The following is a 15,039-nucleotide window of genomic DNA, read 5'->3' as shown; positions in this document are numbered from 1 at the left end:
ACGCTTTTGCCTTCGTGCCAAGATTTTTAAAGTATCCCTGGTTTGGAACAAGAGTATTTCCATTCCTAAATTAAGAAAATTACGGAATTATTGAAGGGGTATTGACCGCCTCGTTCATATCAGCTTAACGAGGCTACCGATTGATCGCCGCGGCAGCCTCGTGGTTGTTTTGCTGAGCTCTTTTATCCGCCGCACAAAAAATTAAAATATTGTCGGTACCATTCCTCCATCCATGCGGATCGGAGATCCTTTGAAGGCGGAGGCCATCGGGCTGCAGATGTAAGCAGTCAATCGGCCGATCTCCGCAGGTCTAATAAACCTTTGGATTTCTGATTGAGGCAGGTTCTTCGTCATAAAGTCTTTCTCTTTAGCCTCGAAGGTCATCTCTTCGTTCGAATAAATGCTCTCGATGATCTGCTGCACGTTCTCGGAGAGGGTCGGTCCAGGCAGGATCGTGTTTACAGTAACCTCGGCGCCGCGGGTCAGCTTGGACAAGCTCTTGGACAACGACAACAGCATGGATTTGGTCACGCCGTATTGAGGCATCTGTCCGGAAGGCATGACGGCTTCCTCACTTGCGATGAAGATAATGCGGCCGTATTCGCGACTCAGCATGGAAGGTAAATAAAACTTGGTTAAGTCGTTGGCGACGGCCTCTGGTTGATCCCGTTACTAAAGCCGTCTTATTCTTCAGTCCCATATCCATCTGCCTACACTCCTTATGTCTAGGATAGGGATAATGATACTTCGTTTCGCCTACTCAGTAACTAGCGCAGAACGACAATGTTCTTGCGCAATGCGCCAATTGGCTGGGGTCTCCCCCTCCCATGAGCGGAACGCGCGATAGAACGAATTCTGGTCCTCGTAGCCGACGAGAAAAGCGACCTCTTTGATCTCCAACGACGGGTCTGCCAAGTAAGCGATAGCCTTCTCGCGCCTGGTTTGCGTCAGCAACTGCTTGAAGCTTGTGCCTTCGTCGGTCAGCCTGCGCTGCAAGGTACGATCGCTCATCCCTAGTTCGAAGGCTACGATTTGAATGTCGATTCTCCCTCGAGTTAGGCATCGTGACAAGATCCCTTTCACTTTAGCGCTCACAGTGAGCCGGCTCTGTCGTTCTTCCAGCGTACGATCCAAGGCGGGAGTCAGAATCTCGAGAAGCTCTTCGTTGTACGACGCAAAGGGATGGTCCAGATCGTCGCGATTCAGCATTAACCGATTGCGGTCCATCCCAATCTGAACGTGGCAGCCGAAATAACCTTCCAGAGCTTGAACGTCGCCCATAGGGTGTATGAATTCGACGGAACGAGCGGTCAGATGACGGCCGGTTCCACGGCGCCCGAGCTCAAGCAGATAGGCTAGCGTAATGCCGACAAGCACCGGCGGTCCGGGTTGCTCGGCATGTTGCCACTCCAATTCAATCGAGCATTGCTCACCTTCCTCCTGAATGTTTAAGTTTTCCGGAGGGCACATTTGATTATAGCGCGCCATTCGGTTCAACGCGTCCCTGTAGTTGTGAGCGTGGAAGGTCGCCAAAGCGGCCGGCGGATACTGAGCCGTCTCGTACGTGGTCGCAAGCTTAACGATTCCCGTAGCGGTGTCTCCGACTAATTCGGAATAGGCTTGCCAAATCGAATAATATTGTGCAGTCGTAACTAACGGCTCGTTGATGACGGTAGACGGGCTTGACGCACTATATCAATGGGTTCTACTCCTATTCCTCTCAGGTTAGTCCAGAAGCCTGGCGTGATCTTGATACGGTCTGCAGAAAGAGCGTTCATGGCTGTCAACCTCCAAGGACAAAGTCCAATTGCAAATGGTCCACGGAGCCCGTGGACCATTGATTCTTCTGATTATAGCCTATCCGAGTGGGGTAAGGCCACACGGTTAATTAATTCGCGGTGGCCTTACGAGATGTTTTTCACGCTATCGTATCCGTTAGTCATAATTTCCCAAAAAGTGGGATCTTGACCGCCTCGTTCATATCAGTTGAACAACCCAATTTACTTAGCGGATCTTATCCCCCCCGTTTGTTTCCTGATAAACCAGAGATAAAACGACCTGTCCACGTAAAAGGTTATCAGAAGGGAGATCCAAGTCCAGTACCAATGCCAAGTAATGTAATGAATGAGGTGAGTGTGCTTCTCTAACATTACCTCGAGTGCGGTCATCCAACTTGGGAAAAACAGATACCACAGTGTTTTCTGAATGATTCCTTTTTTTTCTGGAAATTTCATATTAAATACGACGCAAATAGCGGGATAGATGAAATATTCAAACGAAAAACTGTTCTGTGCTACATTGGCAAACTCGCGAACAGGGTATTCAAGCAGATTGTAATGAACAACTAGAAGCCCAAGGAGCCAGGTTTCCATTTGTTTAAACGAGAAGATTACGAACGCCTCTCGGATTTTAATGCGGGGGACCGTCAGAATTAAAAGCACACTCATTATAATCCATATACCGATCAATATGATTCTGTCCAATGTCAAAATAACGTAACACCTCATTCAAGTGAGATGCGCTCATTATTTCCAATTGACCAGATATTATTATTGAGCTATCTCGTAGCCGTCGTATTCCTGTAAAACAAATAATTTGGTGATTGAACAAAAAAAGAGCGCCTCGGTACGATGGGGTTACGCACGAGGTCATTGCCTCAAAAAGCCCATCAGGAGGTCGCTCTACTATGAAGTTTAAAGCACAAGATAAGCAAAATCAACTCATTGAAAATATTACCGTCAATCCACGCGATGCGCCGCAATGAAGTCCTCTCTGACCTCGGTGCCCATTCCCGGCGTATCGGGCAGCAGCACCTCGCCGTCAACCATCTTAAGCTGGGTGACCAGCATCTTGTTCTCATGCTTCAAGCTGCCGCTCTCCAGATAGATTGCATTCGGGATCGCGCACAGCATGTTCACGTTCACCGGCCCGCCGCCGTGGCTGGCGATATGAAGGCCTGCGGCATCAGTGATCGCGCCGATCTCCAGCCACTCCGTCGGTCCGCCGGCTCTGCGGTTATCCGGCTGCAAGACGGATGCCGCCCCTGCTTGAACCGCATCATAAAACTGATGCTTTGAGTAATAGTTTTCGCCGATGGCGATCGGGATGTCGAGCGCCTGCACGAGCCGCGCGTGATTTTGCTTATGCTGCGGGATGAGCGGCTCCTCCAGCCAGCGGATGCCGTACTCCTGGTACGCCCGACCGCGCCGGATCGCTTCCCTCTCGTCGAAGCCCTGATTCGCGTCGACCATGATTGTGAACTCCGACCCCAGCTCTCGTCGCGCCGCCTTGATGCGCTCAATGTCGTTTTCCAACGAATAGCGGCCCACCTTCAGCTTAATCGCCTTGAATCCTTCTTCAACGACGGCGATCACCTTTTCCAAGTAGGCCTTCTCCGAATCAAAATACCATCCGGCCATCGAATAGGCAGGAATCCGATCGCGGCAGGCGCCCAGTACCTTTGCTGTCGGCTGGTTCATCGACTTGCCGACGATGTCCCACAGCGCGATGTCGATCGCGGAGATGCCCCAATGAGCCAGCCCCTCGGCCCCGTGATAGTCGGCGATGTTCCACAGCTTGTGGCGGATTTTTCTCGTAAACAAGGGGTCCTCGCCAATCAGCGCAGGCGCCAGCTCCTTCTCCAGCAGCACCTTCAGCACGTCCGCCGTCGGCTTGCCACGGCCAATATGCGTTGTCGCGTAGCCGACATGACCCTCGTCCGTGTAGACTCGCGTCACTACCGTCCTCCCTGCATCATACGTATGCAGCGCGTCGCTGGCTGGATTTTTCACCTCCACCTCCAAAATGATCGCTTCGAGATTCGTAATTTTCATCTGTACAGCCTCCTTATTAGGTTGGTGGATCGCACAGTGCGCTGACCTGGGGTATTACTTGATGCCCGATGTGGCGATCCCGTCGACGATATATCGTTGAAAGAAAACAAACACAGTGAGCAACGGAATAAGCGATAGCATTGACATGGCGAACAGCTGGCTGTATTCCGACTTGCCCTCGCCCGACGTAATGAATAGGCTTAACCCTAGCGACACCGTAAAATGCTTTACTTCACTGATGTAAATGAGCGGGTGCAAGAAGTCGTTCCAGGTGGAGATGAACGTGAAGATCATCGCGGTCACCAGCACCGGCATCGACAAAGGAAGGATCAGCTTCCAGTAAATTTGCAGCCGGGAGCAGCCATCCACCGTAGCCGCTTGGTCCAGCTCCTTGGGCAGACTGCGAACAAATTGAATCATCAGGTAAATGAAGAAGGAGTTGACCGCAAAAAATCTCGGTACGAGCAGCGGCAAGTACGTGTTCACCCACCCGAACGTGTTGAACATGATGTACTGCGGAATGAGCAGCACATGCTCCGGGATCATGATTGTCATCAGCATCATGCCGAACAAAAGTTTTTTCAGCGGGAAGTCCATTCGGGCGAACGGATAGGCGGTAAGCGAGCAGCTGAACACGTTGCCGATAATGGCCACCATCGCAATTAACAGCGAGTTCCGGAAAAAGATCGCAAACGACGCTCCCGAAAAGCCGGACCAGCCGTTAATGTAATTGTCCAATGTCACTTTGCCCGGCCACAGACTCATACTGTCCAATATGTGCATATCCGCCTTAAACGAGCTGACCAACATCCACAACACGGGGTAAAACATAAAGCACGCGAAAAGGACGACTACAGTATGAAAAATGACGGATTGGAGTCTCAATGGAACTGCCATAACGTAAGTTCCTTTCTTTTATTCCATATAGTGCACCCATCGCTTGGAGGTCCAGAAGGTGAGCAGCGAGAACAGCCCAATGATCACCATCAGCAGCCACGCCATCGCCGAGGCAAACCCCATCTGATAGTTTTGGAAGCCCTGCTGGTACAAGTACAATGTGTAAAACAGCGTCGATTTGACCGGCCCGCCCGAGCCCCCGCTGACGATATACGCAGGCGTAAAGGCTTGGAAGGTGGCGATAATCTGCATGATCAGATTAAACAGGATGAAGGGGGTAATGAGCGGCAGCGTAATATGGAAGAAGCTGCGCACCCTTCCCGAGCCGTCGATGGCCGCCGCCTCGTACATTTCCTTCGGGATTTGCTTAAGTCCGGCCAAATAGATAATCATCGGCGAGCCGAACTGCCACACCTTTAGCAAAATAATCGTATACAGCGCCGTCTGCGGGCTCGCGATCCAGCTCGTCGCATGAATATCGAATAGCGCCAGAAACTTGTTAACTAGCCCCTCAGAGCCAAAAATTTGCCTCCACAATAGGGAGATCGATACGCTCGCGCCGATCAAGGACGGAATGTAGTACAAACCGCGGTAGATGTTGACCGCCCGGCTCATGCTGTTGCTGAGCAGCAGCGCGAGCGCCAAGGCGAAGATAAGCTCCATTGGAACGCTGAAGAAGACGTATTTGAACGTCACCTTCAGCGATTTATAGAAGGTATCATCCGTAAAGATATAGTGGAAATTTTGCAGCCCTGTCCATACCGGCTTATTGAACATATCATAGGACGTAAACGACAAGTAAAAGGAAGCCAGTAATGGGAACAAGCTAAACGTCAGCAGGCCTATAAGCCATGGCAGCAGGAATAAGTAAGCCGTCCGGTATTCTCTCCATTTCATACAATCGCTCCCGATCTACCGTTTTAACAGCTTTTCCGACTCCGCAAAAAATGCATCCACCGCCTGCGCGATCGTTTTTTGCTTGTAGGCGATTTGCTGGTTATTGTCGGCGATCAATTTATTGACCGCGTTACTGGCGACCGGATAAGGGTTGGTCGGTCCAGTGTTCTTGCTGACCGCCTTCTGATAGTCATTGACCGCCTTCATCGCCGGGCTCAAGGTTGGCTCAAGCTCCTTCATAATGTTGGTTTGGCCGACAGGACCGTACAGCAGACCGAATTCCTTCGCGGCGTTCAAATCGTTGGCGAACAGATTAATGATTTTGGCGGTTTCTTCGGGCACCTTGGACTTGGTGTAAATGCCCATGTATACGCCGGCGATTTGGTCGTAGGACGTGCCGCCTTTCGTTTGCGGCATCCTGGCGATGCCAAGCTTCGTATTCTTCATAATGTCCTGCGCCAGTGCCAGCTGGTTGGAGGCGCCCATTCTGACGGCGACTTTGCCGAGACCGAACAAGCCCTCTGCTTCCGGCTTTCCGTCATATTCGGCTGTCACGTCCGCAGGCGGAATGCCGCCCTTCTGGCGCAAGTTATCCCACATCGTGTACCAATCGATCATATCCTTTTTCTCGAAGCCAAGGCCTCCGTCCGCACTGTATAGGTCTTTGCCGCGCTGCTTCAGGAAGGCTTGCAGCTGGTTGATGGAGCCGCCAAGATCGACGCTGCCCCATGTCCCTTTACCGAGCTTGGCCGTGAGCGCGATCATCTTCTCCGAAAATTCATCCCAGGTCCAGTCAAAGGTAGGCTCGGCGACGCCTGCCTTCGAAAACAAGTCTTTGTTGTAGAAGGAAGCCAGAATCGAGTTGCCCTGTGAGACCGTCAGCAGCTTGCCGTCCACCCGGCCGCTGTCGATGATCGATTTGTCGAAGTTTTTCAGATCAATTATTCCTTTATCTACATATGGCTGCAGGTCCAGCAGCTGGCCGCGCTTGGCGTAATCATACAGCGTATACAGCGTGAAAATCATCAAATCCGGTGCGTTTCCGCCTGCCGTCTGCGTGTTCAGCTTGGTGTAGTAGTCGTTGGAGGCAGCGAATTCCCGCGTAATTTTTAGCTCGGGCAGCTTTTTCTGGATCTCGTCGTACGTCTTGTCATAAATTTTGTTGCGCTGAGCGTCGCCGTACCAGCTCACCCGAACCTCTTTCTGCGCTCCGCCACCTGCGGGAGCGCTCGCCGGGGCGCTTGGAGCTGCGGCGCTCGGCGCGTTCCCTGTCGGCTTTGGAGCCGCCGCGCCGCCGCCGGAATTGCTGCCGCCGCTGGAGCAGCCGACTATCGCCGCTGTCGTGCAAAGCGTCAGCAGCAGCATCGATACCGATTTTGTTTTCACAGTACCTACCTCCCGATATTACCGGACCTGAGTGTGCCGGCTATTGTTTGCCACAAGCTCAACTAAACCCCTTCTATCGATCTTCAACCGGTGTACTTTCATGAAGCCTATAAGTCTTAAACGTTAAACGCTTCCAACTCATGCTGACCTTTGCTTCGCTTGCCTCCTCTCCAGGAGCAATCGCCTGTTATTGCCTATTGTATACAGGCCGTAAGCTCTTTTCTTCGGAATTATGCCTGAAATCAGAAGGGTTGGGCAGGAAAAATTTAGACGATTGCACAACGTCCAATTTTCTCCATATAAGCGCTGCTGGATCCGTTAGCGTTGATTTTCTGGCGCCTTTTTAGCTAAAAAAAACCGCTACCCGTTTCGGGGAGCGGTGGAGCCAAATGATTTAGTCGCATCAAGAATAAGTGATACAAAGCCTAACGTACCACCTTTGTTTCTGTGATCAAATCTTTTTGATCGGTAAATAAATCCTTTTGCTTCATCCCAATCGTTATAATGAAATACCCCTTTTTCATCACAATACTCGAGCAGTTGTACATTATAACCTGCTTCCTCGAAAATGGATCGTAATGAATTATAAGTATGTACTATATTATGAGAAGCTACAGGATGATCTTTTGGCCCTGGCCCCCAATTTTGACTATATTTTGATACGCTTCATCTGGAAAATAACGTCTGGTACTGCACAACGAATGTAACCCCCAGACTTTAGATATCCTACCTCCAGAACCAATTACAATACGTACCATAGCTCTCCCCCTTTGCTCCAATCCATTCTAAATGATAGCTATACAAAGTCGGAATGGAGTAAAAGAATTCAAACATGGAATTAATTTACATATTTACTTTCCTATCCATTAGTGCAGCAAGGCTGCCGGATTTAGTCCCCGGCAGCCCTATAATGGTAATAATTATGCTATCTCGTACCCGTTATCTTAATAAATCGTGGCATTTTGGGGGATTACGGGACTGTATAGAAGTTCTTGTCTTGAGCAGACGACAAGAACTTCTTCGTGAACCTTTCTCCATTCCCATACAAGTCCGATTCTATAAAGAGTGGACCTAAATTTCAGCTACGCTTCCATCCACTTTATAGCGCGGTTCATACTGTTTATAGATGTATGGATATTTTTCAAACGCCTTTTCATCAAGTTCTATACCCAGGCCAGGACCTTCCGGCAGAGGAAAATACCCATTTTCAGGTTTAAGTGATATATTGAAGATGTCCGCCCGTTCGTATACAGAAGAGGCCGCAAACTCCAGGATATCGAAATTTTGAGTGGCGGCGCTAACGTGCAGACTCGCTGCCGTTGCGACCGGCCCATTGGGGTTGTGGGGGGCAAACCTGATATGATACGGTTCCACCATCGAAGCAATTTTTCGGATCTCTGTAATGCCCCCGCAGTGGCAAATGTCAGGTTGTACAATATCAACCAGCTGGTTTTCAACAATCTCGCGAAACTCGAAACGGCTGAAAAGGCGTTCACCTGTTGCTATCGGGACTTTGCTTGAGTTATCACGTATTCTCTTATATGCAGCTGAGTTCTCGGGTGGGATCGGTTCTTCGTAGAAGTAGACATTATGTTTTGCGGCTACCTCGAGCAGCTTGATAGCCTCAGCCGGTGCCGATTGACCATGACTGTCAATACAGATCACTTTATCCTTACCGATCGCCCTGCGGATTGATGCAAGATTCTCGTCCAAAAACTCGATATCGGAAGCCGGGTCGTAAATGAGTCCACTTTTCCCGCCTCCCGTTTTAATGCCGTCAAAACCCATTTCTATCGCCTTCAATGCGGATTCCGCGTTGCTTGCGTGCGTATAGGTGCGAATTTTGTCACGCACAGCCCCACCGAGAAGCATGTATACCGGTATATTATAAATCTTGCCGTTGATATCCCACAGCGCCTGGTCAATTGCACTCATGGCAGACATATAAATAAATCCGCCTTTCCAAAATCCGTGGCGATACATCTTCTGCCAGATCTTCTCGATATTGCGGGGATCGTCTCCAATGACGCTGCGCTTCGCCAATACATGAATGCTCTGTTCAACCGCCATCTCCTGTCCTTCTACGCTAGCCTCTCCCCAGCCATGGATCCCTTCATCTGTCAACACTTTGACAAATAGCCAATTCTGTCTAAGTGTAGATACCAAATAGGTTTTGATATCTGTAATTTTCATATTCTGCACCCTCCTACAATCTTTTGAAAAATCTTCACATGAAAAACGCCTTATTCGAACTGTTTCACCAGCTCTTTGATTGTGAACGGTTTTAACAAATCAATAGTTTGTTCAATGATCTTCTGCCCGCATTCGATGTAGAGATCCAACTTGAGTTTAGCCTTATCCACGCGGGAAGTGACGGATGCCTCCTTCCCGTTTACGTCCTAGCCCAGGAACTCTCTCCATGCACAGCATGTTTTGGAGGGCAATCATATAAAATGACTCCTTTTATTGCTTTACGCGAAACGTCTGCGCTATCGTTATATCTTGATCCACTTGAGCCTGAAGGGCTGTCACGTCCACTTTGCCGTAACCCTGACGCGTCAATTGTTGCGGCACATATTGGCTGGCGGTTTGGGCCGCATATTGTTTCCAATGTCCGGATGCAGTTTGTAAATGCTCAACAGCCGCCGTTTGATAGGACGCATCGTCCGTTTTTTGATAAAGACAAAGTTGCACCGCACCCGATATTTTGGAGGCGTAATATCTTCCTAAATAAGCCATCGCTCTCAGGTCCCCGATCGTCAAACGCAGCTCTTTGTCGGTTACCGCACTTATCCCCGCAATGAGCGATAACGTCCGATCCGCATAATTGTTCAAATCCTGACAGACCTGCTCCGGCGTTATTCCCGCGATGGCGCCGTCCCCGATCAAATGCCAGCAATATTCCGGAATGCTCATCAGACCGCTTTCGGGCATAGGGCCGTCATTCATAAAATGCAGTACCGTATGGAACCCTTTGGCTCTCTCCGGATGGCTATAGCAAGCCTCGGGATACCATTGAAAATCGAGATGGTTCTCCTCCCAGTGAAACCGGGTCACCAGCGGCAAAATTTTCGACGCGCTCGACCAAGCTTCAAACAACATACGGCTGGGCGCCTCGGGAAAACGACACGCAAGCTGCTGCTCGAAATGCCAGTCCGGAACGGTCGGGTCGTACGCCAGTCGGCCCCACAGCATAAAGCCGTACCAACGCTTCTTGATAATTGGCTGGCGCGGCGATTCCGGTTCGGTGCTGACGAATTCCCGGCCCCATATAACCCCGTCCGGCCCCATGTAGAAACCGGCCAGCTTCTCGGCTGGCGGCATATTGACAATGTACTGCCGGACAAATTCAGGATCGCCCCAGCGGAAATAATAATAGTCGTCGTCCCGGACGGTGAGCCACGTTTTCTTTCCTTCGGGCAGTCCGTTCAAGAAACCGGCCTGCAATTCCTTATAGCCATTCGTTCGATAAATGAATGGAGGGCGGACCGCTGAATACATATGCGCGAGCGAATATTTGTAGCTGACGTCAAACGTATCGGGGTAAGCCGCAAACGCCTCGTAAATGGTGGATAACGCGGACTCGTGCGCCCTATGAATGAACCTGATTTTGCGCTCCGGCATTTTCCGCTTTACGTCCATAACCCCTTCCCCGTAGGCCCGCCACAACCATTCTTCATTGAGCTGCGGTTGATGGCTCAGCATGTTTTCACCGGCGGTTACTCCGATGCCGGCAAGCAGCGGGTACGTTTCAAGCAGAGCGCGGACGCTTGCCCGGAAATAGTCGATCGTGACTTCGTTATCCTGATCGCTCGTAATGCCGTAACGATTGCCCTCGGTGCCGTATGTGAAAATATTCCACGTAATGATGTAGACAGCAATGCCGCGGTTTTTGGCGTACGTCATGACCTCTTGCCAAAAGGAAACTTTATCGGCCATCGTCATTTCCCGTACGGTTTCCAACTGAGCGAGCGTTGACTCGGTCGACATTCCGGTTCCTCTAAGACTTGCCCGGATTGGAGCAGTCGTTCGCTTTACGTCAGTAAGCGCGATGTCCGGATACTCGGGAACCTGGACCATCGACGGAAAAGGATGCATATTCCACAGCGACAACGTATTGTAGCGATAAAGCGCCATGTCGTCCAAAAACTGCCGCCAAAAATCCATATTCCACATTTCCGCGATATTGTGCTGCGCGGAATCTCCGTTATCGGAGTAGCTTGGCGTGCGGGCGTCGAGCGGAATGTTGAATTTGACCCCCCGCCTAGATATATACGGCTTAGAGGTCTTGTTCCCGATATTTTCGATATCCGTTCCGGCATTGACCGTGTCCGCCACGTCGAGTCCGCCGTACATCGCCCCTTCGGGGTCGGCTCCGATTACCCGGCATAATGTAAAATCGCTTTCCTGCTCCAGCCTAATGGCATAACCTTCCGGGGAAAGCGATGGCATAGACAGCACGCCCGGTTCGGCATGACCTTTGTGCAAGGAAGTCAGCACGATGCGAAGCGGTTCGGTTGACGCGGATAATGCGGCCGGGGAGGCAAATGCAACGGTAATACCTCTGTTTTCTAAGGATTCCCGCAGCTTGACGGCAGCGAAGGAAATAGTTGGATAAGCTTCGTCGAATACAATGACAGCCTTATTAATTTCAATCATCCCCTATTTTGTCCGCGGAGGGCGGACTCGTGATTATACACTATTATAATATTCACGTAGACTGTTCCTAATTTGCTCAAGATGATCCTGCCGTATCTGCTAGTGCGAGTTTGATGCTACGTTCAAGCGGGGAATATTCCGCATCATTTGCCCTGTTTAGGTTCATTTTTTCCTTGAGTGGCGTCGTCCGATTGCACATAAACCTTGGAATTGACGAGTGATTTTGTGATGCCGAATGAAATAGGAAGGGATGACATAAGAAAACATCTCCTGCTAATCCTGTCGTTTCAACAACCTTTAACCGGATCCCGTTAGAATCCCTATAATACCGGTTCATGAATATTTCATTACGTTCTACCGTCGAGCCAATTCCATCAGAAGTATTGTCCGTCAATTCCGCAAGCCATGGATGACTGACGCTTGCAGCTTTGATTCCATCAATCAGATCAATTCCCTCAGGTCGCTCATTTAAAAATCGAGCCACCAGCTTGTGGGAGCCTTCCGCCACCAATGTTCCTCCCCCCTTCGGGGAAACGTCTGAAAACAAGCAGAGACATAGGAGCCCTTGATCCGGGCTGTCAATGTAATGACGAAAGTGGATACCGTCCCAATGCCACCCATTGGTCGGTACCGTCCAAGGCCGATCAGCGCCAGAGGAAAAATTCACTGGCCACCAGCCCCATCTGTTCTTTTCCGAATCCTTGCCGTACACGATTCGCTGGGCAAAGCGCCCTTCACCGATTAAATCCTCGATCGCGTCCGCAAGCCGGTTTGTATTGCATATTTGAAACACATCATCATCATAAGCTTCACGGATATGGATCATGGGCTCGGTCCATGTAGTTGAATCCGATTTGGAGACGCCACTTTCTTTCAATCGGTCCCATATAAAATTTTGAGCTCCCATCGCAACCTTCCTCGGATAAGCCTGTTCCAGTTTGATGTAACCATATTCCATAAATTGCTCAATCTCCAATGGGGTTAACACTTTTGATCGCACGAATATTGCCTCCGATCTAAACGGTTGTTGTCATTTTTCCCTTTAATAACGCATTGCGAGATAGCGATCATAGTTCTTAAGCCCGGCAGCGTAATATACCAGAATTGCGCTGCGGCCGGCACCTTCGCAACGGTCGCTTCAATAAATTAGGAGCGATGGATGTAAGAAAGGCAAAAAAGATGACCGCATTCCATCCGGCTTCTTTCCATATACTTTGCGATACGTAAATCCAGCGGAAGCATTTATCTGTGAATAGTGTACGCGCGTTCATTATAATTATAAATGAATCCGTTTAAAAAGATTGTCGAATATTGGAGTATAATATAAAAGAATTTCGTATTCCTAGTAGATCAATATGATGCGTAGAACGTTAGCAAACCCTGCTCAAGCAATCCAAATTTGTTCTACCATTCAATTGTTTCATTTCTGGCTGTGTCGAGTTCTTCGAGAACCTCAACTGGAAGTGGCTGAAATCCGACGTATGAAGGCGATGGATTGTCCTCCATCGCCTTTTTCTCTATATATCCTAACTATATTTGTTGAGGTTTTTTATTATGGACTCCGTCTGGGTAATGAGACTATCAAATATTTCTTTCGCAGGTAAGCATCTGCTTAATCGTGAGGCTTGGCCTGCCCATAATGACATAAATTCTATATCGTTTTGTTCCGAGGCGGCTTTTCTGATATCCTTTGTCAACTCCCCTTGAATCGGGTAACCAGGGATAATATCGTTATAACGTTCCATCTCCGTTATAAATTTATTCCGAATCCCCCTTGCTGGTTTTCCGGAAAACGTTCTTGTAACCACCGATTGTTCCTCAGTACTGTTTAAGATCGCTTCTTTATGTTTTTCGTGAGCTCCACTTTCTTTACTGGTTAAAAAGGCAGTTCCCATTTGTACACCAGATGCGCCTAAGGCCAACGCCGCAGCAATACCGCGGCCATCCATAATGCCGCCTGCCGAGATAACCGGAATATTTACGGAATCAACGATCTGAGGAATCAATGCCAATGTTCCAATCAAGGAGCTATTGAATTCCCCGAGAAATGTTGCCCTATGGCCACCCGCTTCGCTCCCTTGACCAACAATCATGTTAACCCCGCATTGTTCCAAATATACCGCTTCCTGTACTGTGGTCGCAGTTCCAATTACGATGACACCATTTCGTTTTAACTCATGAACCCTTGTCGGATCAAGATAGCCAAAAGTAAAACTTATTACCGGGACCTTCTCTTCAATAATAACTTCAATCTGCTCATCAATACTTTGAACAGGAATTTGAGTATCGTCAGAAGGGGGAAGAATTCTCAGCTCTTGCCTATACAGGTTCATCAATGAGTTGATTTGATTGACATGATCTAAGCCATTAACGGCTTTCTCAGGAATAAATAAATTTACGGCAAAAGGATTATTGGTTTGTTCCCTAATTTTCCTTATAGCCGATCGAATCATTTTTGCATCAGAGCTTCCTGCACCGAAAGAACCTAATCCTCCTGCATTTGATATCGCGGAAACAAGTTCTGGTTTCGTGCTCCCGGCCATGGGGGCCTGAATAATCGGATACTTAATGCCCAGTTGCTCAGTAAATTTAGTAATCCACATTGGTTACTGCCTCCTCCGTTAGAATCGATTCGTTGAAATAATTGCGCTTTCTAGTAACTCTTATTTTACCGTATTTACTTACTATTGTGTGTTAATGTATGCCGTCGAATCCAATCAGAGGAATTGAGGGCTTTATTTTTTCTGGCCTAAGTGATTGCATATGGATGAATCCAGTTTTTGATAAAAACGAATAGCCCTTAAATTTTAAAAATAAGGCCTCAGTAAGAGAATTCAATTAATGTAACGTTAAAAAAGACAGGAACCATACGGGATTTTACCCCGCTCGGTTCCCGTCTTTTTCATGCGTCTAGTCGGAAATGAGATAATGCGTTCCCATCAAGTAGGCGCAAACTGTGCTAAAGTTCAACAGGCAGCCCAAGATACCGACTGCTGCCTGTTCCTCATGATGCTATGTACCGTTAGCATTCCTGTAGATGGATTATTTTCCGTTTTGCAAAAAAACAAGCGCCTCAGTTCGATGGAAGTACGCAACGGGTCAAAAGCCCTTTTATCCCATCATCCTGGAGGACGCTCTACTATGAAGTTTAAATCGCAGGCTAGACAAAATCAACTCATTGAAAAAATTACCGCACAGCATTTGGTTGTCGGGATCCGACATCGACAGACACAAGTGCTCCTACATAAACGACACAAATCCTTCTATATAAACATTCTCTATTCTTACAATCCTACTAAACGAGTGTGCTTCAAAAAACAACAAAACAGCGGCAGACTTCTTCCGCCGCTGTTTCCATACTTTTAAG

General features: G+C 48.8%; 9 protein-coding genes and 3 pseudogenes. All 12 read right to left on the bottom strand.

What is annotated here, in order from left to right:
• Window positions 1-201: 201 nt before the first annotated feature.
• A pseudogene (locus FPZ49_RS30775) lies at window positions 202-648 on the bottom strand (SDR family oxidoreductase); the annotation flags it as partial.
• 108 nt (window positions 649-756) lie between these two features.
• Window positions 757-1,778, bottom strand: a pseudogene (locus FPZ49_RS30770) (AraC family transcriptional regulator ligand-binding domain-containing protein).
• Window positions 1,779-2,000: 222 nt separating this feature from the next.
• Window positions 2,001-2,447 (bottom strand): CBO0543 family protein, encoded by a 447-nt coding sequence (locus FPZ49_RS37345; protein ID WP_315899216.1) that lies wholly within the window; start codon window positions 2,445-2,447, stop codon window positions 2,001-2,003.
• A gap of 291 nt (window positions 2,448-2,738) precedes the next feature.
• Entirely contained in the window at window positions 2,739-3,833 is a 1,095-nt protein-coding gene (locus FPZ49_RS30760; RefSeq protein WP_144854174.1) for a mandelate racemase/muconate lactonizing enzyme family protein, read from the bottom strand.
• A 54-nt stretch (window positions 3,834-3,887) separates the two neighbouring features.
• Window positions 3,888-4,598, bottom strand: a complete 711-nt coding sequence (locus tag FPZ49_RS30755; protein ID WP_261381699.1) for a carbohydrate ABC transporter permease — start codon at window positions 4,596-4,598, stop codon at window positions 3,888-3,890.
• Window positions 4,599-4,748: 150 nt separating this feature from the next.
• A complete protein-coding gene (locus FPZ49_RS30750; protein WP_144854172.1) occupies window positions 4,749-5,627 on the bottom strand; it encodes a carbohydrate ABC transporter permease in 879 nt (292 codons plus the stop codon).
• A 15-nt stretch (window positions 5,628-5,642) separates the two neighbouring features.
• A complete protein-coding gene (locus tag FPZ49_RS30745) occupies window positions 5,643-7,013 on the bottom strand; it encodes an ABC transporter substrate-binding protein (RefSeq protein ID WP_144854171.1) in 1,371 nt (456 codons plus the stop codon).
• A gap of 360 nt (window positions 7,014-7,373) precedes the next feature.
• Window positions 7,374-7,737, bottom strand: a pseudogene (locus FPZ49_RS37120) (class I SAM-dependent methyltransferase); the annotation flags it as partial.
• Window positions 7,738-8,084: 347 nt separating this feature from the next.
• Entirely contained in the window at window positions 8,085-9,206 is a 1,122-nt protein-coding gene (gene dgoD, locus FPZ49_RS30735; protein WP_144854170.1) for a galactonate dehydratase, read from the bottom strand.
• Between the two features lie 270 nt (window positions 9,207-9,476).
• Window positions 9,477-11,672 carry a carbohydrate-binding family 6 protein gene (locus FPZ49_RS30730; protein WP_144854169.1) on the bottom strand — a complete coding sequence of 732 codons (2,196 nt, stop codon included), beginning with the start codon at window positions 11,670-11,672 and terminating at the stop codon, window positions 9,477-9,479.
• A 76-nt stretch (window positions 11,673-11,748) separates the two neighbouring features.
• The gene (locus FPZ49_RS30725; protein WP_144854168.1) at window positions 11,749-12,672 is read right to left on the bottom strand and encodes a phytanoyl-CoA dioxygenase family protein; all 924 of its coding nucleotides are present in this window, start codon (window positions 12,670-12,672) and stop codon (window positions 11,749-11,751) included.
• 526 nt (window positions 12,673-13,198) lie between these two features.
• On the bottom strand, window positions 13,199-14,275 hold the full coding sequence (locus FPZ49_RS30720) for an NAD(P)H-dependent flavin oxidoreductase (protein ID WP_144854167.1): 1,077 nt from the start codon (window positions 14,273-14,275) through the stop codon (window positions 13,199-13,201).
• Window positions 14,276-15,039 lie beyond the last annotated feature (764 nt).

Origin of the sequence: Paenibacillus cremeus (assembly GCF_007786445.1) — a bacterium.
Lineage (GTDB): Bacteria > Bacillota > Bacilli > Paenibacillales > NBRC-103111 > Paenibacillus_G > Paenibacillus_G cremeus.
The sequence above is the reverse complement of the archived record's forward strand: the minus strand, read 5'-3'. Positions and strand labels throughout refer to the sequence as shown.